The 22,939-nt window shown below is 30.7% G+C and carries 20 protein-coding genes; 12 read left to right on the top strand and 8 right to left on the bottom strand.

Translation table 11 applies throughout. The features are described 5' to 3' along the window. Window positions 1-193 precede the first annotated feature (193 nt). The 3 genes from ACE193_RS10390 (at window position 194) to ACE193_RS10400 (ending at window position 4,854) form a co-directional block, all read left to right on the top strand. Window positions 194-976: an SAM-dependent methyltransferase gene (locus ACE193_RS10390; protein ID WP_375562903.1), complete on the top strand. Its 783-nt coding sequence runs from the start codon at window positions 194-196 to the stop codon at window positions 974-976. A gap of 56 nt (window positions 977-1,032) precedes the next feature. After that, window positions 1,033-1,533, top strand: coding sequence for an NUDIX domain-containing protein (locus ACE193_RS10395; RefSeq protein ID WP_375562904.1), 501 nt, complete (start codon window positions 1,033-1,035; stop codon window positions 1,531-1,533). Window positions 1,534-1,641: 108 nt separating this feature from the next. Continuing rightward, complete coding sequence (locus tag ACE193_RS10400) at window positions 1,642-4,854, top strand: two-component regulator propeller domain-containing protein (protein WP_375562905.1); 3,213 nt, start codon at window positions 1,642-1,644, stop codon at window positions 4,852-4,854. 1 nt (window position 4,855) lies between these two features. On the opposite strand, the gene ACE193_RS10405 is transcribed toward ACE193_RS10400, so the two are convergent. Both ACE193_RS10405 and ACE193_RS10410 read right to left on the bottom strand, forming a co-directional pair. Then, window positions 4,856-5,284 (bottom strand): DUF1801 domain-containing protein, encoded by a 429-nt coding sequence (locus tag ACE193_RS10405; RefSeq protein ID WP_375562906.1) that lies wholly within the window; start codon window positions 5,282-5,284, stop codon window positions 4,856-4,858. A gap of 183 nt (window positions 5,285-5,467) precedes the next feature. Continuing rightward, the gene (locus tag ACE193_RS10410; RefSeq protein ID WP_375562907.1) at window positions 5,468-6,763 is read right to left on the bottom strand and encodes a hypothetical protein; all 1,296 of its coding nucleotides are present in this window, start codon (window positions 6,761-6,763) and stop codon (window positions 5,468-5,470) included. A 173-nt stretch (window positions 6,764-6,936) separates the two neighbouring features. On the opposite strand from ACE193_RS10410, the gene ACE193_RS10415 reads away from it, so the two are divergent. Together ACE193_RS10415 and ACE193_RS10420 are read left to right on the top strand one after the other, a co-directional pair. Continuing rightward, window positions 6,937-7,563, top strand: coding sequence for an AAA family ATPase (locus ACE193_RS10415; RefSeq protein WP_375562908.1), 627 nt, complete (start codon window positions 6,937-6,939; stop codon window positions 7,561-7,563). Window positions 7,564-7,669: 106 nt separating this feature from the next. Next, window positions 7,670-8,125: a hypothetical protein gene (locus ACE193_RS10420; RefSeq protein ID WP_375562909.1), complete on the top strand. Its 456-nt coding sequence runs from the start codon at window positions 7,670-7,672 to the stop codon at window positions 8,123-8,125. A gap of 76 nt (window positions 8,126-8,201) precedes the next feature. On the opposite strand, the gene ACE193_RS10425 is transcribed toward ACE193_RS10420, so the two are convergent. Together ACE193_RS10425 and ACE193_RS10430 are read right to left on the bottom strand one after the other, a co-directional pair. Further along, the gene (locus tag ACE193_RS10425; RefSeq protein WP_375562910.1) at window positions 8,202-8,648 is read right to left on the bottom strand and encodes a hypothetical protein; all 447 of its coding nucleotides are present in this window, start codon (window positions 8,646-8,648) and stop codon (window positions 8,202-8,204) included. A gap of 226 nt (window positions 8,649-8,874) precedes the next feature. Beyond that, complete coding sequence (locus tag ACE193_RS10430) at window positions 8,875-9,522, bottom strand: outer membrane lipoprotein carrier protein LolA (protein WP_375562911.1); 648 nt, start codon at window positions 9,520-9,522, stop codon at window positions 8,875-8,877. Between the two features lie 363 nt (window positions 9,523-9,885). Between ACE193_RS10430 and scpB the strand changes: the two genes are divergently transcribed. Then, entirely contained in the window at window positions 9,886-10,560 is a 675-nt protein-coding gene (gene scpB, locus ACE193_RS10435) for an SMC-Scp complex subunit ScpB (RefSeq protein WP_375562912.1), read from the top strand. Between the two features lie 133 nt (window positions 10,561-10,693). Further along, window positions 10,694-11,854 carry a pseudouridine synthase gene (locus ACE193_RS10440; protein WP_375562913.1) on the top strand — a complete coding sequence of 387 codons (1,161 nt, stop codon included), beginning with the start codon at window positions 10,694-10,696 and terminating at the stop codon, window positions 11,852-11,854. Between the two features lie 107 nt (window positions 11,855-11,961). On the opposite strand, the gene ACE193_RS10445 is transcribed toward ACE193_RS10440, so the two are convergent. After that, entirely contained in the window at window positions 11,962-13,242 is a 1,281-nt protein-coding gene (locus ACE193_RS10445) for a PcfJ domain-containing protein (RefSeq protein WP_375562914.1), read from the bottom strand. Between the two features lie 433 nt (window positions 13,243-13,675). Between ACE193_RS10445 and ACE193_RS10450 the strand changes: the two genes are divergently transcribed. After that, complete coding sequence (locus ACE193_RS10450; RefSeq protein WP_375562915.1) at window positions 13,676-14,008, top strand: hypothetical protein; 333 nt, start codon at window positions 13,676-13,678, stop codon at window positions 14,006-14,008. A 14-nt stretch (window positions 14,009-14,022) separates the two neighbouring features. Beyond that, the gene (locus ACE193_RS10455) at window positions 14,023-14,421 is read left to right on the top strand and encodes a hypothetical protein (RefSeq protein WP_375562916.1); all 399 of its coding nucleotides are present in this window, start codon (window positions 14,023-14,025) and stop codon (window positions 14,419-14,421) included. Window positions 14,422-14,504: 83 nt separating this feature from the next. Here ACE193_RS10455 and xrtK read toward each other — a convergent pair whose 3' ends face one another. Genes xrtK through ACE193_RS10470 form a run of 3 tightly spaced genes read right to left on the bottom strand, consistent with a single transcriptional unit; the run spans window position 14,505 to window position 15,984 of the window. Beyond that, the gene (gene xrtK, locus ACE193_RS10460; protein WP_375562917.1) at window positions 14,505-15,026 is read right to left on the bottom strand and encodes an exosortase K; all 522 of its coding nucleotides are present in this window, start codon (window positions 15,024-15,026) and stop codon (window positions 14,505-14,507) included. 2 nt (window positions 15,027-15,028) lie between these two features. Then, window positions 15,029-15,292: a hypothetical protein gene (locus ACE193_RS10465; protein ID WP_375562918.1), complete on the bottom strand. Its 264-nt coding sequence runs from the start codon at window positions 15,290-15,292 to the stop codon at window positions 15,029-15,031. A gap of 5 nt (window positions 15,293-15,297) precedes the next feature. Beyond that, window positions 15,298-15,984 (bottom strand): MarR family winged helix-turn-helix transcriptional regulator, encoded by a 687-nt coding sequence (locus tag ACE193_RS10470; protein WP_375562919.1) that lies wholly within the window; start codon window positions 15,982-15,984, stop codon window positions 15,298-15,300. 286 nt (window positions 15,985-16,270) lie between these two features. Here ACE193_RS10470 and ACE193_RS10475 point away from each other — a divergent pair, with 286 nt between their 5' ends. From ACE193_RS10475 to ACE193_RS10485, 3 genes are all read left to right on the top strand, one after another. Beyond that, complete coding sequence (locus ACE193_RS10475; RefSeq protein WP_375562920.1) at window positions 16,271-18,805, top strand: TonB-dependent receptor domain-containing protein; 2,535 nt, start codon at window positions 16,271-16,273, stop codon at window positions 18,803-18,805. A 174-nt stretch (window positions 18,806-18,979) separates the two neighbouring features. Then, on the top strand, window positions 18,980-22,156 hold the full coding sequence (locus ACE193_RS10480) for a class I SAM-dependent DNA methyltransferase (RefSeq protein ID WP_375562921.1): 3,177 nt from the start codon (window positions 18,980-18,982) through the stop codon (window positions 22,154-22,156). Continuing rightward, window positions 22,156-22,887, top strand: a complete 732-nt coding sequence (locus ACE193_RS10485; protein ID WP_375562922.1) for a hypothetical protein — start codon at window positions 22,156-22,158, stop codon at window positions 22,885-22,887. Before ACE193_RS10480 ends, ACE193_RS10485 begins: the two co-directional genes overlap by 1 nt. Window positions 22,888-22,939: the final 52 nt, after the last annotated feature.

Raw genomic sequence — 22,939 nt, forward strand, 5'->3', positions numbered from 1 at the left:
GAAAAATATAATCTAAACTAACTGTTTTTTGTCTAAAAACAAACATAAACACACAATTCATAATCAATTCAGAACTATTTTATAGATAAGATTGAATAAATCAAGCAATTTTGAAGTTTTATTTTATATTTTATCTCAACTTGGTTCGCTAATTTAAAACTTATTACGTTTTTATTTTACCCTTTTTACAGACGTGTCAAAACCTAATTCAGACGACAAAAATTCATATAAAAACACATCTCCAAACTCTTCAAATGAATGGTTTGCAACTTGGTTCGATTCTCACTATTATCATATTCTTTATAAAGATAGAGATGATACAGAGGCTCGCTTATTTATAGATAACTTAAGTTTGTACCTCAATTTTTTGCCCAACGATAAAATATTAGATTTGGCATGTGGAAAAGGAAGGCATTCTATTTATCTCAATCAAAAAGGGCTTTTTGTAGAAGGAATTGATTTATCAGAAGAGAGCATTCAATATGCCAAACAGTTTGAAAACGAACGCTTACATTTTAGTCAGCATGACATGCGAGAAGTCTATAAACCTGTTTATTTTGATTTTATCCTAAATCTTTTTACTAGCTTTGGTTATTTTCAAACCGATGAAGAAAATCAGCAAGCTATTGAAGCCATGGCAAAATCACTTCAATTTGAGGGTAGAATCGTATTAGATTTCTTCAATACTACAAAAATAATAAAAAAACTTGTTCAGTATGAAGAAAAAAACATAGATGGAATTACATTCAAAATTTCAAAATCCGTACAAGATAATTTTATAATAAAAGACATTCACTTTGAAGACCAAGAAAAAGAATTTCATTTTCAAGAACGAGTAAAAGCAATTCCAACAACTGACTTTTTGCGTTATTTTAGAAAAGCAGGACTAACAGTAGCACGAATATTTGGCGATTATGACTTATCTGAATTTGAAGAAACAATTTCTGATAGAATGATTTTTGTAGTAGAGAAATGATTGGAAATTTATTTACTTCTTATATCTTCTAAAATTAACTTCTTACTTTATTTATTATGGATAAATCTTTAGAAAAACTATATGGCAACAAAGTAAGAACCCGAGTTTGTGGCATTTGTGCTGATGATAAAGGACGTTTACTTGTCGTGAATATGAAAGGAATTTCATCAGATTTAGAAGAAAACCAATCTTTTTTTGCACCTGTCGGGGGTGGAATAGAATTTGGTGAAGCTGCCACAGATGCACTAAAAAGAGAATTTTTGGAAGAAACAGGACTTAAAATACAGATTGATTATTTTATGTGTGTCTATGAGTATGTAAGTCTGCCTAATCGTATTCATGCCATAGAATTATTTTTTGCTGTTCGTGCTATTGGTGGGATATTAAAAACAGGTTTTGATCCAGAACATGGCACTAATCAAATTATTACTTCAGTAGATTATTTAGATTATTCAAAAATTTTAGAATTACCTTTTCAACAACGACACGGAATTTTTAAATATGCAGCTTCCATTGAAAATCTCAAAAAACTAAGAGGGTATATCAAAGTAAGTTGATTATTAGGTTATTACACCAAAAACAGATTATGTGCTTTTTACCCTAAAATCGTATTTGCATTTTGATAAAAAATGAATAGTTTTGATAGTTATGCCAAATACTAATACATGAAACAGTCTATCCTATATATCTTTTTACTGCCATTCTTATTTTCTGCACACTATTCTTTTGCTCAGTCTATTGGTTTGCGTCACTATGATGTGGACGAAGGTTTGCCTCAAGGAGATATTTATGGACTGACACAAGATAAAAATGGTTTTTTGTGGGTAGCAACTGGAAATGGATTAGCTCGTTTTGATGGACACGATATGCAGCCTTTTACACAAAATGACGGACTAGCTGATAATTTTATCACTACATTAGCTACTGACTCTCTTCGTAATGGAACTTGGCTCGGACATCCACAAGGCATGCTCTCTTATCACAATAGGCAAACAGACTCTATTTGGGTAATTACTTCACTTACTCAAAATTTACTTAGTCGTATTCAACAAATTTATGTAGAAGAAGAACAGATTTGGGCATTGACAGAAAGAGAAGGTGTGTTTAAGGTCAGTTTCGAAAAGATTACCAACACAAATCAAGCTAATCAACAAAACAAACCATTCAATTATCAAACTTCTTACTTTCCACTTGTCAGCACACATACAGAAAGATGTAATGTTATTGAAAAATTATCTAGTAATGAGTTCTTAGTTGGAACAGATAGTGGACTTTTTATAGCTGCCATCAAAGACGAAAAATTTATTTTCACAGAACAAATAAAAGAATTAAAGGGAATTGAGGTTCATTCTATAGCACGAAAAAAACAAGGTCAAATTGGTTTTTGGATAGGTACAAAAGATAATGGAATTTATAATTTTTTCTCTTCCAATAATGTAAAAAAAGCATTCCTAAGCCGAAAAGAAATTGCCAGTGAATATGTTACTTCAATTTTGGAAGATAAACGTGGAAAACTTTGGATAGGTACAAAAAATAATGGATTATTTAGAATAGAATCAATAAAAAAAGAAGAAAAAGTAGTCAATATAGAACACTATACCACAAAAAACGGACTTCCAAGTTTAGCTGTTTCTTGTATTTTACAAGATTATGAAGGAAGTATTTGGATAGGAACAGAAAACAATGGACTTGTGCAAATGCTCAATGAAATGTTCGAAATTTATACCTATACACACGGATTACCCAGTGAAAATATTTTATCTATCCTACGCCTTGATGAAAATACACTTCTTTTAGGTACAGACCAAAATATTATTTCTCTTACCAAACAAGCAGACTCAACGATTTTTAAGCCCTATTTGGACATTCTTTCTCAAACAATAATTCGTACTCTTTTTCAAGATTCTTTGGGTAAAATATGGATAGGAACAGAAAAAAAAGGACTTTTTACGTATAATCCAGCTACCAACTCTTTACAATCAATTAAAGATGTTCCTGATAAAATGATTAATAAAATAACGGCTGATGATGATGGAAATATTTGGATAGCGACCAATTCATGGGGACTTTTCAAGTATATAAAATCTGAAAATCGTTTTACTCAAATTTTACCAACCAAAACAGTCCAGTTAAACAGAATTCAAAATCTTTATAAAGACAAACAAAATCGAATTTGGATTGCCTCATCTGATTATACCTTATCCTATTGGAAAGACGACAAACTAACAGTTTTGGATGCTATTTCTGAATTTAGTCAAGTAAAAGCAACTTGTTTTGCAGAGGATGCTGAAAACACACTTTGGATAGGTTCAGAAGGGTCAGGAGTTTTTGCTTATTCAGACCAAGGAATCAAAAAATATACAACGGCAAACGGATTGGCATCCAATTATTCTTATTTTATTGCTGCTGATAGAAATTATAATATTTGGATTGGGTCAAGAAAAGGAATCACAAGACTACGCCCAAAGGATGATTTAGCCAAAATTTATCATCAATCTGACGGACTGATTGGTACAGAAGCAAATAGAAGTGCTGTCGAAAAAGATTTTAATGGGGATTTGTGGTTCGGAACTACACGAGGTTTGATTCATTATATCGGACAAAATGACCATATTAATTTGGTTCGTCCGAAAGTCGTTTTGAGTGGCTTTCGTATTTTTGGAGAAGAACACACTTTTGAAAAAGATTTGGTATTGCCTTATGATGATTATAGCCTTCGCTTTGATTTCAAAACCATTACATTCCGTTATCCTGAAAAAGTAAAATTCAAATATCGCTTGAAAGGATTTGATAAAAACTGGTCAGAAGTAATGACTCAAAACTTTGCTTATTACTCTCATCTAGAAGATGGAAATTATGTTTTTGAAGTTTTAGCTACCAATGATGACGGAATTTGGGCAAATATACCTGCTATCTACTCTTTCAAAATAGCAACTCCAATTTGGAAAAAAACATGGTTTTTGGTACTTGCTACACTTATAGGTTTTATGTTATTGGTCGGATATGTACGCATGCGAACCAATTCATTAGAAAAGAAACGCAAAGTATTAGAACTGGAAGTTGAGAAACAAACAGAAAAACTAAAAATTCAGAATCAAGAACTGGCTGTAACAAACTCATTGCTCAAAGAATCTGAAAACGAACTTTCTCAATCAAATAGCATTAAAGACCGTATGTTTTCTATTATTTCTCATGATTTACGTGCGCCTTTAGCAACGCTTCAAAACTTTTTAAAGATGTTTATTTCTTATAGAAATGCCTTTACAGATGAAGAAATTACTAAAATTACAAGAGATATTAATAAATCTTTAGGAAATGTGGGAGACCTTTTAGAAAATCTTCTACAATGGTCTAGAGCCCAAATGGGACATTTAGAAACTGAATTAGAACCTCTTTTAGTAACAGATTATATTCAAAAAAACATTGAATTATTACTCCCAACAGCAAAAAACAAACAAATAAATCTTCAAGTTTCTGAGATAAAAGAAGAGGTTTTGGTAGAAGCAGACCCCAATTTGCTTAACTTTATCCTGCGTAACCTTATCAGTAATGCTATAAAATTTACAGATACAGACGGAACAGTTACGGTAGGAGCTACTTATAACCCAAATAGTTCAGAAAAAAATACTGTTAGAATGATTCATATTTGGGTCAGAGATACAGGTGTGGGAATGAGTGATGAAATAGCAAGAAAAATTTTTATCACAGACCAACATATAACTACACGAGGAACTGCCAACGAAAAAGGAACAGGCTTAGGATTGATGGTTTGTAAAGAATTTGTAGAAAAACAAAATGGCAAAATTTGGGTAGAAAGTAAAGAAGGAGAGGGAACTACTTTTACTTTTTCCATCAGAGAGGGTAAAATAAAAGGCTAACCTAACTCTTATCTACAGGATAATTTTCACACATATAATTGAACGACTTTGTAATAATTTCCTTCAAAACTTCCTTATCAATTTTATCTAATTTGGTAATATAAAGACAAGAAACACTTGTTTTGTGTTTGCCCAACTTGTCCAATAAATCTTGATACTTCGTAAATCCATCAATAATATAAATCGATAAATTGGCTTTTCGTGGTGCAAAACCTGTAATAAAATAATCTCCCTCTCGCCCACTTTCGTATTTGTAATGATACGAACCAAAACCAACCATGCTATCTCCCCACATTTTGGGATTTAGTCCAGTTATAGATTTCATTACTTCCAATGCCTCCCAAGCATCTTTTTTGCGCTGCTCATTTTCTATGCTATTTAGAAAATCCTCAACACTATTTTCGGTTTGTTTGATTTTATTTTCTGACATTTTTTGTAGAGTTAAATTTCTGAATGAATGATTCTGAGTTACTTATTTTATCTAATTATTTTACAAAATATGAATGATATTACGCAAAATGCTTGAACGAGAAATCTAAAGGGAAAAATAGATTTTATGTTGGTATTACCTTGTGCAACTACTGAAAAACCTGTGGTTTGAAAAGAAAAGCTTTCAATTTATTTTTTTATTATCTTCTTTTGCAACTAAAAAATAAATAGCAAAACGTACCAAACCAATCATCCTTATAATAAATATAGCCACACCTAAAAGTGTTATGAAAAGCAAAATAGATTGTAGAGTTACTTTGAGGTATTGAGAAATAAGAGTTGCTGTTTTCCATTTTTCATAAAAAGAACTCAAAACCATAGGTAACATAGGCGCAAAACTCCAAATCAGCATTCCTAGAACAGTAAACCAAAAGCTAAAAAAAAGAATTGTTCCAAACGAAAAAAAAGCGAGTGCATAAAACTGAATTTTTGTTTCTGTAATCTGACGAGCTTTTTGAAATGAAAAAGATTTGAAAATAGCTGCCAAAAATTGATTTGATTTTTTGCGTAGATTGGTCAGACCAAAACCATCACTAAAAATCCAATAACCATCAGCTTTCATAAAAGGAATAAAAGAATAAAGAAGACGAACAAAGTTAATAACCACAATTCCTGACCAAATATGTGAAGAAGCGACATTAAAATAATCTAAAAGAATAAAAAGTGTTCCTGCAATCCATTGAAAATAAATTCCTCCCAAATTAATTATCATTCTTTTTTTAGGCTGGAGTTTCCACGCTTCACTAATTTGAGTAAAAAAGACAGGATAAACTAAATAAAATCCATACCCAATCCGAGGAGTACGAATACCAAAATGTAAGGCTGCTGATGCATGTCCGATTTCGTGAAAAACGAATATAAAAATAATAAAAAAATAAATTAATATGTATTCTAAAGCTGAGGCTTCTGCCCATATTTTAGATTTTTCTCCAAAAATAGAGTGGGAAGAGAGATAAAAAACATGAGTAAAAAAACCAATTAAGATAAAGAAAACAACTGCTCCTTTTTGGTAAAAATGCTTGAAAATAGTAGACAAAAAATGTGTCTTTGCTTCATTTAATAAGGTTTTTTGAGTTTTGATAGAATCTGCATCATAACTTATTTCTTTAGTTTGGTTTTCATTGTTTTCTGCACTTTTTGAACTTTTCAAAACCCCCAAAGGCAGTATCTTTTTATCAATAATTTTTTCTACATCTTCAATACTTAGCTTTTGATAAGCCGAATGATTAATAAGTTGAGAATGAATTTGAGAAAGTGATTTGTTTTCATTTAATCCTACCAAAATTTCCTTAATCAAAAGACCACAATAAAACTGTTTTTTTCCACACAAAACCAAAAATTGTTTGTGAGAAGCCTCAAAATCAGTTGTTTTGATGTGTAAAGTTTCTATTAAATCATACGTTGCATCGATGGTCTGCATTCTTTTTTATTATAAAAGTGAAGTGTAATCTTTGAATAACAATATACTTATTTTTGATGAAAACTAGAGAGTCAATTCAATAAAAAGAAGTCAGAGTAAGTTATTTATCAACTAATTGTTATTTTTGCTTTTAATTCTTCCAAAAATATATTTTCACTTCTTTATTTTAGATTATGATAATTTCTTTCATCAGCCGAAAAGGTGGAACAGGCAAAACCACCAATATTACACACCTTGCCACAACACTTGCCAGTCAAAAGAAACGTGTTTTGCTTATCGAAACAGATACCAATTACACACTCACAACGCTTCGAAAAATGGAACTTTTCAAAAAGAAAGTAGCTGAAAAAGATGCTCCTTTTCCAATATTAGGCTCAACAGACGAAACAATTATCGACGAACTCAAAAAATTTAAAAAAGGTAAAAAATATGATTATATTTTGATAGATAGTGCAGGCAAGACAACAGATGAAGGAATTCGAAAACTATGTTTAGAGTCTGATTTAGTAATTGTTCCGACAAGTCTTTCTCAAAATGATTTGTTGGTAGCCTATCAAACATTACAAGATTTGAAACCAGCTTTGGAAATAAATAAAAAACTCAAAATAGCTATTCTTCCAAACAGAATTCATAACAGAACAAATCCAAGTACCGTCGAAAATGCCCTTTCTAGCCTAGAAGCGACTATTATTCCAACTTTTGTAGTAACCAAAAATAAAATGGCAGATTTTTCTACATTAAGTCCTATTGAAGAATATCAAGAAATTGCAAAAAATATTGTATCTTTACTCAATAAATAAGGTTAGAAATTAGAAACACCTTTTTTTATAACTAACACACAATCAAGCATTTACACTAAATCAACAATTAGTAAAACAATCCAAAACCTATTTATTTTATACTACTATGGCAAAAAATAGCACCCTTGCAGATTTAGATGCTTTTTTGAAAGAACAAGAAACCTCTAAAAATAATACTAAAAAAGCAGAATCTTCTTATACAAAAGAAGAGTTTGTTAATCAGAATCCTCATCAAATTGTCGAAACTGAAATACTTGCTCAAGAAGACAAAACAGCAAAAAAGGAAGACAAAAAACCAAAAATAGATACAACTGTTGAGATAAAAACATCCGTTAAGAAGGAAGCCTCAAAACACATGAATAATCTTGTTCCTAATACAAAAGAAGAAGATTCTACTATGATGCAATGGGCAAAAGCGATTGATGAAACTGTAAAAGGAAGTGAAATGCTTCGCTCTGTTCCTCTTTTGTCTGATATTACTAAAAGTGGTACTGAACAATTAAAAGCAACAGAAAAATTCTTAGAAACTTCTCAAAATATTTGGAAGAAATTTTGGGATTAATTTAAAAAAAACAAAAAAAAGTCAGACAATATTAAACATACTGTCTGACTTTTTTTATGACTTCTAAATGATTTTACTAAAAATCATTATCTTCATCATCTGAACTTTGTCCTTGTCCTCGCTTGCCTTTTCCTCTATTTTCCTTCATTTTAGATTTTTTCTCTTCTTTCATTTTTTCATAGGCTACATATTGAGAGGAAGTAAAGATACTTTTCACTTGTGCATCAAATTCTGTCATGATTGCTTTGCGTTTTGCTCTTTTTTCTGGACTTTTGCCTTCATTTTTTATAGCATCAGTTGCTGTGATTCTTGTTATAAGAGCAGTTTTAAGTTGTGCAGTCTGTGTATCATTTAAAGTAAACTCTGTTTTCCATTTTTGAGCTTTTTTCTCTGCTTTTTCAGTTGGTGTAGCATTGTTATCACGTTTTCCTCGTTTTTGTGCAAATGTTGTTGTCATTCCAACAAAAAAGAAAAGTAAAGATAAGAGAGCAATTTTGCTCATTAGTTTTTTTTGAGTTTTCATAATTCTGAGTACGTTATAATTGGTGAAATTAAGATTAAATGACTAATCAAAATGTTTGATTAGTTTGTTTTCATAAGGTTAGATACAAAGGAAAAATGAAGGTTTAGTTGGATAGAAAAAAAATGTTTTTTTCTTCAATATTATTTACCAAAAAAAATCCCTATTCACTTTCAGTAAAAGCAAATAGGGAAAATCTATTTTTATTAGTTGGATTTGAAATAAACTATTATCTCAAATCTACTTCTTCTACATTTGGATGTTTGGTTTTATTAAACTGAAAATCGGTATCAGTTACAGAAACATTCGGCTGGAAATTAGCAATTTTGTAAGAATGAACACGTCCATTTTTTTCAAAAATATTCCAACTTGCAAGGCTATAATTTTCTTTATCAATCGTCAGACGAACTTTAAAGAATTGTAAGTTTTTATCTTCAGGAACTAAGTCAATCACTTTGTGAACTCTCCCACCAATTTTTACTTCTTCCACAACTACATATTTATAGTCTTTTTTATAAATATCAAAAATATCAGTTGGGTTTAGACCGTCAGCTTCATCATAACTTGTAATGGTTACTTCGTTAGCATCATCTAAAAATGTCCAAACTGTTTTGTGGTCGTTATAAATCTCTTGACCTTGCGTTTTGAGGTGATATTTGTTTCCTTTTACAGTAATTGTACCTGTAAGTGATTCATTTATATTTTCAGAAGCACTTGCTAGAGTCGATGTAAAAGTAGCTCTGAACGAATTGTATTTTTTGTACTTATTGCTCATTGCATCTAAAAGTGTACGTGCTTGTGTATCTTGAGCATAAAGAGAATTTGCTGCAAAAGTTGCAAAAAATAAAGCAATGAAAATTATAAAAGTCTTTCTCATTATATAAATTATTAAGATTTTTGGGTACTTGATTTGATTTTAATAAACCTAATATAAGGTTTGCTAAAAGCGTACCGAAGTACTAAGATAGGATTTTATTTACGTGTTACTATTTTGTCTAGTTTCAATAACCGTTCCAAATGAAAAGTAAAACACCTTTGTGTTTTTTCAAGAATAAAAAAAACAAAAACAACGCACAAACGGAAAACAATTTGATATTCAAAAGAATTCTTGTTTTCGATAAAATAAATAAAATTCTATTCCTATACATTTCAGAAAATTGTTTAAAAAGTCGTACCTTTGCTTACTTAATTAGTCTATAAATCGCTTATGGGGACATAAGCAACACATTTGAAATTTATCGTGCAATATTTACTCAATCACATAGAATCACTTATCTTTTGTTCGCCTTCTCCTATTTCTGTAAAAGAAATTCAGCGAGTTTTGGAGGAACTTTTTGGTACAGAAGTTCCAAAACAAGACATAGAAGATGCTATCGAAGTCTTACAAAAACGCTACGAACAAGCTGATTTTGCGATTGAAATAAAAGCTATTGCAGGAGGGTTTCAATTTTTAACTAAATCTGAATTTCAGAGCAGTGTAAGTTTGTTACTCACACAACGAGCAAAACGCAAACTTTCCAAATCTGCCATCGAAACGCTTGCTCTCATTGCCTACAAACAACCTATTACAAAATCAAAATTAGAAGCCATACGTGGAGTAAGTTGCGATTATGCAGTTCAAAAATTATTAGAAAAAGAACTTCTAGTAATTAAAGGAAAAGACAAAACTCCTGGTCGTCCTATTTTGTACGGAACATCTGATAAGTTTATGCACTATTTTGGGATTAATTCTTTGGATGATTTGCCAATGCCAGAAGATTTGTCAGCCGAAGATGTAGAAACAGCACAAAAACAAGCTAGACTACAATCAAATTTAGAAGGTGAAGAAGGTGATGAGTTTTCTCTATTCAAATTCCAACGAGGAACTCAAGCTATTCAAGACAAAAAAAATCAAGAAAAAGATGATAATGATTAGTTTTTAACTATTAGTAAAACTACGATTTTGTAGATGTAGTTATTTTAGAATTTAATCACTAAAAACTAATCACTTAACACTATTAATTGCGAGATGCGCTCGTAATTTTATTCACAAACTGAATATAGATTCAATGAAAAATAACGATAAAAAGTCGACTCCAAATCAAAAGTCAGCTTTCAAACCCAAACTCAAATCAAGCGAAAAAGGAAATCTAAAAAGCAACCGTTTTGAGAAAGCTAAAAGCAAACCCAATCCTCATTTTGAGAAAAAGAAACTAGACGAAAAGCTAAAAAAAGAAAGCGAAAGACAAGACAAGAAAAAACAAGAAAATAAAACGACTGACTCTGACAAAAGAACAAATTCTAGAACAAGAACAGAAAAACCAGAGAGAACAGAACAGCCAAAAAGAGAGTTTAATAAAGATTCTGAAGAGAAATTTGAAAGAAGAGGAGGAAAAACGGTTTTCAAAAAAGCTGATAAAAAATTCGAACGTCCTGCTCGTGTTTCTGCAAAGAATACAAATTCAGAAAGAACCAGTTCAAACTCTCAATCGTCTTCTTCTAGTGCGAATGAAACGTGGCGATTGAATCGTTATATTTCTAATTCGGGTGTTTGTTCACGCAGAGAAGCTGATAATCTGATTGCAAAAGGAGAAATTAGCGTAAATGGAAAAGTAGTAAAAGAATTAGGCTTTAAGGTCAGACCAACCGACGAAGTAAAGTATAAAGGAAAAGTTCTTCGTAAAGAAAAGCCTGTTTATGTTCTTTTAAACAAACCAAAAGATTTTATTACCACGACAAGCGACCCAAAAGGACGTAAAACAGTAATGGACTTGGTCAAAAAAGCAACTACCGAACGCATTTATCCAGTTGGAAGATTAGACAGAAATACAACAGGACTTTTACTTTTTACAAACGATGGAGAAGTTGCCAAAAAACTCTCACATCCTTCTTATGAAGTACAAAAAATATATAGAGTTACTTTAGACAAGCCTTTTTCGGAAGAAGAAATAGAACAATTAAAAGCAGGTTTGGAACTTGAAGACGGATTGGCAAAAGCAGATGGAGCAGCTATTTTAGACCCTGATGGTCTTTCTGTTGGAATAGAACTTCATATCGGAAAAAATAGAATTGTAAGACGTATGTTTGCTCATTTGGGCTACGAGGTTGTTAGACTTGACCGAACTGTTTATGCAGGACTTACCAAAGAAACACTAGGACGTGGAAACTGGAGACTTCTGAATGAACGTGAAATTATTCGTCTTCGTTTTTTTAATAAAAGAGGAGAATAATAAATAAAGTAAGAAGTCTGATTTTAGAAGTAAGAAGTAAAAGCATTTCATTTATTTTTGAATGAAATGCTTTTTTATTGATTAAAATTTATATATTTTAATAAGAATTAGGCTTTCAAATCATTTTGTTTTGCCCACTCTCTTATAATCTCTTTTTCAAAATCAGAAGGGCAATCATTGAAACGACGATAGGCTTGGACAACTTCTCGTCTTTTAGGATTTACTTCTATCGTTACTAAAGATTTTCCTCTTGAAAGAACATTTTGCATAGAAAAAATAGCTGATTTGCTTTTTTGACAATCTTCAGAATATGAGCCTACACAATGATTCATTTTTTTGCCTTCTTCAAAGAGTTCTTGTTTGGTCAGAAGTTGATCAAAAACAAAACATTGTCCTGTTTTGGCTTTGATATGATTGTTTTCCATCATCAAATGTCCCCATTCTTGTGGATTTTTACGAATAATACCAACGATTTGAAACCATTCGAATGCTCTTTTCCAAAGAGAATCCCATGTTTTACCTTTCAAATTAAAGTTGGGTTCTAATGGTTTTTTCTGAACTACTTGCCCTTTGTCATTTTGTCCCCAAAGACGAGCAAATTTTTGATTCCAAATATATTCCACCACAATTTCTAATTGATAAAACGTAGCAGTAGGGTTGTTTCTAACCAAAAAAGCAATTACTTCTTTCCAAAATTCTTCATTTGGATACAGATATTTTCCTAAATCTGTCTTGATAAGATTTTTCACAAAACTTATTGTTGCACCTGCTGTTACTGCTTGTCCGTAACGAATAGACTCAATAAAAGTCAGTTTAGATGGTGCTTTTGTAAAATAATGCGCTTCTTTTTTGGTAATCGGAACAGGAAAATGGTTGAGTTTAGAAACATTTTTTCCTTGTGCTACATCGATAAACCAATTTCTAGCTACTTTATTTTCATTATCAAACCAAAGCGAAGTCATACAATTTGGAACAGGATATTTTGCAAAAAGATGATGTACCAAACTAGCAAATAACTTTTCAGCACTACGCCCTTTTGGTTTCCAGTCTTCAATAGTTCGAACAAAAAAAGAGTGTTCTTTTGCCACACAAGACAAGGCTTCCAATACATAATCTTCTTGTAAAAGTGTTTCTGTTTTTCCTTTTTGAGCAATGAGCGTAATTATTTCAGTAAATTCTTTTTTATGACTACCTGTATTCATCAAAGCAACTAATTTTTGTGCTTTTTCATTGGTGTAAACAGGAAAAGTAACAGTTTGTGTATATTTTCTGGCTACTTTTCTTAGTGATTTTACGTGAGTATTTTTATTTTCTTTGAGTGTTTTTTGATAATCTTGAATGATTTGTTCTTCTCTAATTTTTTTGAGTTTGAGTTTTGATAAAGCCATGATAAATAGTTTTTTAGACTAATTTTTACTAACAAAAAGACAATACGAAGGAGGTACAAAAACGGCTGTTTTTGCAAACAATAGCGATGAATGTAATTAGAAAGGTAATGTAGAATACAATCTAGTTGGCTCATTTCTAATTACTTGTACTCAAAAAAATATTGATTTGAAGTAGAGAAGTATAGAAACAAGACGGCTTACCTAGATAATGAAAAAAGATTATCCCGATATGTCATTGTTTTTATAAATTTATAGTGGAAGAAAACTGAATTAATTTTGATATAATTCAGATATGCAAACCAAACCACAGAAAGGCGCAAAGAAGTTCCTTTTGGAAATAAAAAAATAGTATTTGTAGGTTAAAGGCTTGCCTTTGACTGTACAAATTTCAGTATTCCCATAATTTTATTCAATTACTTACAAAAAAATAAAAATGACAGAAATCATCACAAAAAAAGGAACAGAGCTTTCAGAGAAAGAGATTAAAGAAATTACATATTTAGCACAAAAAGCAAACCCAGCTTTTCTTGATGATTATCTTCATCATTTTCATATAAATAGGTACAACCCAGTTTTTTATATGCACAAAATCGATGGAGAAGTAATGGCAGTTCAGGCATTTTATGCTACAAAAATTTCAACTCCTTTTCATCGGAAACCATTAGAAGTTATTTTTGTAAGTGTCGTTTTTAAAAACGATAAAGCTGATGAGCATATCAAGAATTTTGCAAAAAAAGGAAATTTATTATTTTTGAAAAAAAGCTAGGGTATTTTTGGTTTTTGGATAAATTTTTATTCATTTTCCAAACCTACAATCCAAAGGCGATTGAACGTATTTCACCTACTTTTTATGAAACCTATCCAAAATTAGACAAACCTGTTTCAAAAAACATCTATGATTTTGTAAGAAATTTTATCGATAATCATCTCAAATCTGAAGAAATAGAATTGAGTAATTATCTTATTCGTCAAAATAAATTTGATATTCCTACATCAATTACTGATTCTTGGAAGCCGTCCTATGCAGCTAAAAATGAAAAGAGAAATCAATTTTTTAGCGACCACGAAATCATAACTAAAAAAGGAAATGATTATTTTTTGGAAGGAAGAGCCGTTTTTTTTGTAGGTTATTATAACTTTTGGAAGAAATTGAAACAGAAGTTATCGTTTAGAAAGTAAAAACTTAGTTTATATGTTTCAACTATAGTTATTGACAGCCTTCTGAAAGGACTGTCAAAGTTCTCAAAAAGGCTTCCAAAAATTTATTTGTATTTACCAATTCCCATGTCCCATTTCCTAAGAACCAAATAATACAAAATCAGCATCGTAACATAAATAAAAATCCCTAGTAAAAGATGACTTTGAGAATATTCTATATAAGGAGAAAGAAGAGGTAAGAATTTAATTGAAATAACAATCCGTCCAGTATTTGCAATAATTGTAACAATCCAAGCCAAACCAAAAGCAATAATAAAAAAATAGAAAAATCGCCAAAAATCAGTTACTTTTTTCCTCAAAGCAAAAGCTCCCAACAAAAAAGCCATCAGCCAAAAATTAAGACCCGAACAGCTTTTATCAATAATTGTAATGGGCAAAATTTGAGAACAGACATAACCTTCATTTTGTATAAAATCAAAATCAAGTCCTGTAATTTGTTCTACCCAAATTGTTGTAGGTTTCAAAAGCCAAACAGAATATTCTACATCAAGATTTGTAAAAAGCCATTTAGCAGCAAAGCCAATACAGAAAACTGTGAATAGGAAAATAGTAGGTAGTCTTTTCATCACTAAAAGGAGTCTTCTTCTTCAATAATATCAATTTCTGGTTGAGTTAGTATTTCTTTACGCACTTCACTCAAATCTTCTGTATGTAGAATCTTATACACCTCATGAATCCATTTTTCAAATATTTTATCTTTGAATATATATCTTCTCATATCTCCACATAAAATACGATGTCCATTTCTAGCAGCCCAAACTCTTGGGCTAAATGGAGTACTGTAAGCAGATATTATATTTTTCTCCTCCTCTTCTGTTAATGTTCTTTGCATGTGAATTATTGTTTTCGAAAACTCAAAAGTTGCTCAATATTTTCTTTTTTATTTTCATGATAAATAGGCTGATGAAAATCATTCAGACGATTTAAAAGTGAAATAAGTTGTCGTTTTTCGCTTTCCTGTAAATCTCCCACAATAAGTTCTCCTATCTTTTGCATGCTGCCTACGTGAGCAAAAAAGATTCCTCTTCCAGCTTCTGTAATAAATAAAGACTTACTACGACCATCTGTAAGTGATTTTTTTTCTGTGATAAAATGATTCTTTTTGAGACGTTTCAAGATTTCTATTCCTGTTGTTTTTTCATGAATATGATAATCAATGATTTCGGTTTTGGTGCTGCCTTCTTTAAGCATAATACTTCCCAAATAGGTAAAATCATCTAGTGTAGTCAGAGGGCTATCTTCTAAGGCTTTTTTGGTGTAAAATTTTGCAAAACGATACATAAAACCAATAAACTTTCCGATGATACTATCCAAGGTTTCGCCTGTTGGCTCTAGTTTTATTTCTTCTTTAGAAATACAGTCTTGTGAGGCTTCATTTTTAGATACTTGAGACACACAACTGTGTGTCTGTACGTAGAGCCATTTTGAGAAAATAGCTAAATCGTCTTTTTCTAATTTCTGACCTGTTTGTGTTTCGTATTCTTGCGCTTTATGTATAAGCTCATGTAAAATATCGTAATTCATTTTTTTGATATAAATGTCGTTGGTGGGGACACCAACAACGGCTAGAGAGATATTTTGTAGGTCAAAAGATTTCTTTTTGACTGTAATTGAGTGGTTTGTAGATATTTAGTTCTATAACGTACTAAATTAAAAATAGTTTTTAAATAAATTTAGTTAAAAAGTACGATTTAGTCAAAACATTCTCAAATAATTTCTGTTAAAGCTACATTAAACAAGAAAAAACAGTATCTATAATTTATTTAATACGAAAACATACTTAAATTATTTACCTCAAATATTATCGTAAATGACTACTTCAAAGTTTTACCACTTATTTTTTTCCTTCTGTTTTAGTTTATTTATCTCAACTTCCACTTTTGCACAAGACAATCCAACAGAAAATCCTAAGAAAATAGTGGAAGAAGAAGACCCAACTAAAAAGGATAAAACAAAAAACACAAAAAAAGGAATTGTTCAAGGAACAGTTAGAGATAAAGACACTCAAGAACCACTCATTGGCGTTTCAGTGATTGTTTTGGAAAGCGACCCAATTATTGGTGTAGTTACAGATTTGGAGGGAAATTATAAGCTAGAAATTCCTGTTGGGAGTTATAATTTGGAGGCTTCTTATGTTGGTTTTGCACCACTCAAAAAATTCAATATCGTAGTAGGAACAGGAAATGCAAATAATGTGAATTTTGAACTTGCAGAGTCTTCTTCTAATTTGGAAGGAGTTGAAATTGTAGCACGAAAAGCAACTTCTGCATCTCCCACAACGGTTGAAAGTCCACTTTCTACACAAAGATTAACGACAGAAGAAATAAAAAGTAATCCAGGGGGAAATTTTGATATTTCTCGTGTTGTACAGGCTCTTCCAGGAGTGGGAAGTACAAGTGGAGGAGGAGGTTTTAGGAATGATATTATTATTCGTGGTGGTGCGCCCAACGAAAATGTGTATTATTTAGATGGGATCGAAATTCCAGTTATCAATCACTTTGCAACGCAGGGAAGCGCAGGAGGTCCAACAGGAATTTTGAATGTTTCTTTTATTGAAGATGTAACGCTTAATACATCTGCTTTTGATGCTCGTTATGATAATGCACTCGCTTCTGTTTTTACATTCAAACAAAAAGAAGGAAATTCGGAACGCTTGCAAGGAAATATTCGTCTTTCGGGAACTGAACTCGCAGCTACTTTTGAAGCTCCTTTAGGTAAAAAAACGACGATGCTTTTGTCTGCTCGTCGTTCGTATTTACAGTTTTTATTTGCGCTGATTGATTTGCCTATTCGTCCGAATTATTGGGATTTTCAATATAAAGTAACTCACAAATTCAATGAAAAGACTACGCTTACAGCCATTGGAGTAGGTGCGATTGATGATTTTAGTTTTGAAGCTCCTGAAGAATCTACGCCTGAAAGTGAGTATATTTTGCGTTCTAGTCCGAGTATTAATCAATGGAATTATACGACTGGTTTTGCTTTGAAAAGATTAGTAAAAGATGGTTATGTAAATGTCGCTTTGAGTAGAAATATGTTTGATAATTGTTTAGACCAATTTGAAGACAGACAAGAAAATGAAGAGTTTAGAACGCTACTTTTAGAATCACAGGAAATTGAAAACAAGTTGCGTATTGATGTAAATAAATCAAAAAAGGGTTGGAAATACGCTTATGGAATTGTTGGTCAATATGTAAAGTTTAATAATGATATTTTTAATAGACTAAGAAAAGAAATACGTGATTCGACAGGAAATATCATTCAGCCAGAAGTTCAAATCAATTATAATTCTGCGATTGATTTCTTTAGATATGGAGCTTTCGGGCAGGTTTCAAAAACGGTTTTGAATAACAAATTAGGTTTGTCTTTTGGTGTTCGTACAGATATGAATACATTTATGGATACTGGAAATAATCCTTTGGAAACATTATCGCCACGTCTTTCGGCTTCTTATTATCTCAATGATGAATGGTCAATTAATGGTTCTGTTGGTCGTTATTTCAAAATTCCAATTTATACTGTTTTGGGCTTTCAGAATGAAAATGGCGAGTTTGTCAATAAGTCAAACAAATATATTTCTTCTACGCACTATGTTTTGGGAACAGAGTTTTTGCCACGAGCAAGTACACGTTTTACAGTAGAAGGTTTTTATAAAAACTATGCGAACTACCCTGTTTCAGTGCGTGATGGAATTTCTCTTGCTAATCAAGGAGGAGGTTTTGGAGCAATCGGAAACGAAGCCGTAACAAGCACAGGAGAAGGAAGAGCCTACGGATTTGAGTTTTTATTCCAACAAAAACTAATCAGTAAAATCTTTGCAGTCTTTTCTTATACGTTTGTTAGAAGTGAGTTTGCAGGAACAGACGGCGAACTTATTTCTTCTGCGTGGGATAATGGACATTTGATTTCAGGTATTTTGGGTAGAAAATTCGGCAAAGGTTGGGAAATGGGTTTGCGTTATCGTTTTGCAGCAGGTTCGCCTTATACGCCTTTTGATTTGTTGGCTTCTCAAAGAAATTACTTGACAACTGGAAATGGAGTTTTGGATAATTCTCGTCTAAATTCTGAACGTTTAGGAAATTTTAGTCAGCTAGATTTTCGTTTAGACAAAAAGATTAATTTCAAAAAAATTACCTTAGATTTATACATTGATATTCAAAATGCTCTTTTACAGGGTTCGCCACAGTTTCCTCGCTATACCTTTGCAAGAACAGATGATAATTCTGGCTTTCAAACCACCGACGGACAGCCTATAAATAACGACGGCTCAAATGCAGTTCCTTTTATTTTAGAGGATAGTGAACCAAGTGTTTTGCCTACGATTGGGTTTATTTTGGAGTTTTAGAAATTGTATTACCATCAAAAAGCCTTTCAAAATAAATTGAAAGGTTTTTTTCGATAAATCCACTTATAAGAAAAAAAGAAATTATTTTGAGTTATTTGTCATAATTATTAGTAACTTTGCAAGTTTTTTTATATTATTGCTAATTATTAGAGCAATACTATTCCAAAATTTATTATGTCTGCTACTATCTCATTTTTAGAAGATTTGAATAAGTTACATTTTTCTGAAGAAACAGGATTAGTAACCTTAGCTAACTATGAGAACACTTCTCAGCACCCTGCTGAAAAACTACACATTCAAGAAAAGTTTAAGAAACTATTAATTGACAAACAAGAAGGAATCACACCTTATGGAGTGCTTTTTAGAAGATTTTATGAAGATATTAATTCAGAAAACCCATCTAATTCTCAACCTGCTGTTTATATTTTTGGCATCACGAATAGAGATTTTGTAAATAGTAAAGAACATCAAGTTTTACATTCCAAAATTTGGAGTGCAAATGAGATAGAAATCTATTTATTGATAGAACAAAATCAGATACATATATTCAATGCTCGTTCTCCTGCAAATAATAAAGGAAATGAAGTCGATTTATCTTCTTTAGAATTAGCGAGTCAAAGTATTGACAAACTAAATAAAGAACAGTTTTCTGCTCATATTTTTGCAAAAGGTTTATTTTGGGAACAAGAAGGAGCTACATGGAATTTAGACGAAAAACAAACACCTTTTTATCAATTTCTAAAACATCTTGAAGATACAAGAACAGAATTACAAAATTTTCATAGCAATTCAGAAAATAGACTGGCTTTAGATAGATTGCTTCTTTTGAGTATTTTGATAATGTTTTTAGAAGAAAAGAAGGATAAAAATAATCAATTTGCACTCAAGAAAATTTATGAGGAATTTGAAGTAGAAAGTTATCAAGAAATTTTAACAAAAGATAGAAACGGAAAATTCTGTATTCGTTTTTTGAAAAAATTAGCTTCTACTTATAACGGAAAAATATTTGATATTCTTGATTCTAATGAAATAGATTTTATAGAAAATACAGATTTAACCCTTATTGCTAATTTTGTGGAAGGTAGAGTATCTCCAGAAAATGGGCAATTTTCAATTTGGCGTATGTATTCTTTTGACTTTTTGCCTGTCGAAACGATTAGTGCTATTTATGAAAATTTTCTTCAATCAGAAATCACAGAACAGAGTAAAGAAAAAGACAAAGGAGTAGTTTATACACCTCCATTTTTAGTCAATTTCATGATTGATGAGGCTATGCCTTTAAATTTGGATTGGTTAGAAAATGAAAAGTCTTATATAAAAAATGGCAAGATAGATTATAAAATTCTTGACCCAAGTTGTGGTTCAGGCGTTTTTCTTGTGGCTGCTTACAAGAGGTTATTAGAATGGTGGTTGATTAATAATTTTGAAGAAAGTCAAAATAAAAATTATAAATCTGAAAAATTTGCAGAAGTATTCAAGCAGATATTGGAAGATAATATTTATGGTGTAGATATAAATAAAACGGCTATACAAATTACAATATTTAGTCTTACAATTGCTTTTTTGGATAAAATAGACCCAAAATTGCTATGGGATGAGTTTCATTTCAAAAATTTAAAAGAAGAAAATATTACAGAAAAAAACTTTTTTGAATGGACTACTAATACAGATAAGAAGTTTGATTTAATTATTGGTAATCCTCCTTTTAATCACGATAAATCAAAACACGAACAATTTAAAAATTATATATCTAAAGAAATAAATCCATACAAGGAACAACTAACTGATTTTGACTATTTAAGTCAAGTTCCTGATAATTTTGCGTTTTATTTTTTAGAGTTTAGTCGTTATTTATTAAATATAGATAGTAAATTATGTTTAATTATTCCTACTACACTACTTTTGTATAGTCCTCAAGGTACTTCTCAAAAATATCGTAAAGCATTATTAGAAAAAACGAATGTAGAGAAAATATTTGATTTTACACATTTACGTAGAATTCTGTTTTCTAAGCCTAAAGAAGTACGTATAAAAAATAAAGATGGGAAAGCTACATCAAATAGTAAATCTGAACCAAATGTTTGTACCATTATTTTGAATAATAAAATATCTCAAAAAAAGGATATAGAACATATTGTAGTGAAATATCTCTTTTCTACAGAGAAAAAAAAGCATTTTGAGATAGACGAATATGATAGACATATTGTAAAATGGAATTGGGCATATACTTATCCGTTTATTTGGAAATGTAATCTTTTAGGAGGTGGAAGGTTATTTCATCTTGTGCAGAGATTAAGTGTTTTTGAAACTTTGAATGACTTTATTGATAAAAAAAAAGAAAAGAATCCTGAATGGATATTTGAAGTTGGATATGAAGTAGGAAATGAGAAAAATGGTAAAAAAGCTGAATATATAACCAATCAAGATAGAGTAATAAGTATAAAGAATAGAAAGGTTATATACTCAAAAAGAAAAGAAGATGCAACTTTCTTTTATTTAAGAAAAAAAGAAGTTTTATTTACAACTCCATTACTATTTTTTGGGCAGAAAATAACTAAAAGTGGTATTAATTCAGCCATTTTAGAAAGTTATTCCGAACAGTATTTAGTTTTTCGTAAAAGTTTAGTTGGATTACATGCACCATCTGAAGATTATATGACTTTACAAAAAATTAGTAATAGAATAATTAAAAATTCTTTGACTTATGCAATGTATATACTCTTAATAAGTTCTAAAGCTTTAGTTAGTCAAGAAACTTCCATAAATAAAAAAGATTTAGAAAAACTACCTTTTCCACCATTTGAGGAAGAAGAATATTTAGAATTGTCTGAAATTGAAAAAATATTGAGAGATGATGTATTGAATCATTATATCCATTTAGGTAAATCTATTAAAATTGGAGATGATGGATATGAACCATTAGAAAAAAAACTAAGAATTACTAAAAAAGAAGATAAAGTAATTTTAGGAAATTTTGGAAATACATTTTGTAAAATACTTAATGATAGATATGCAAAAAATGAAAAATCTTGGCAAATAAAAGGGCTTCATCAAACTACTAATGAAGATGATATTTTTCCACAAGGATTTATTATTTATCAATTAGGATTTGGAGAAAATATAGATTTACCTATTTCTGATATCGATGAAAAAATATTAAAAAACCTTATTTCTGATGCTCAAACAAATAGAGGTGCTGTTTTTATAAGGTCAATAAGACTATACGAACATATAAATGGATATGATTCTGTTTTTCTAATTAAGCCTAGTAATATTCGTTATTGGTTGCCTTCGATTGCTATTAAAGATGCAGGTTATACTTTTCAAGACCTAAAAAAATCTGGATTCTGATGATAGAAGACTTCAATCAATTAGAAGGTTATGAACCTATAAAAGAAATTATTCAACTTATAGAAGATAGGTTGGAGGATTTTACAATCTCTTCAACTCTTAGTAAAATTACTGTTAGTAAAAAGGGTGAAACACAACATTCTACTGCTTATGCTATTTTTATGGCAAAAGGAGAACATAATTTTAGCTTTTTGCCAGAAATTTATCAAAAAGGTAATCATAAAATTGATATTGGCATTTATGATTTAGATACAGATGATTTACTTTTTACAATAGAAGCAAAAGTTTTACCTACTCCAGAAGGAACAAAAAAACAACCTAGAGACATTCATGAATATGTATATAGAGATAAAGGAAATGGAGCAGCAATAGAAAGGTTTAAAGATGAATTTCATGGAATAGACACAAATGAGAATTTATTAGCTCACAATGCTATTTTAGCCTATATAAAAGAAGGAGATTATAAACATTGGTTAGAAAAAATTAATGGGTGGATAAAGGATTCTAATTGGAATAAAGAAAGTTTATATTTGAAATACTCCTCAAAAGAAATAATCATACATCATAAAATTGATTTTGAAGATTTAGTAAATAAAAGTTTTTTGATAGAAAATACTACTGAAAATCTAAAACTAAAATATCCTACAAGAGAAAATATTTTACAGTCTGTCCATCGTCGTAAGAGTGGGGCAACTGTTCATTTACATCACTTTTGGATAATTGTTCCTTGATACAAAAAGAGTTTCACGACTAACTGCTATCTTAACACAACTACAAATCAAA

The organism is Bernardetia aquimarina (assembly GCF_042180575.1).
GTDB lineage: Bacteria > Bacteroidota > Bacteroidia > Cytophagales > Bernardetiaceae > Bernardetia.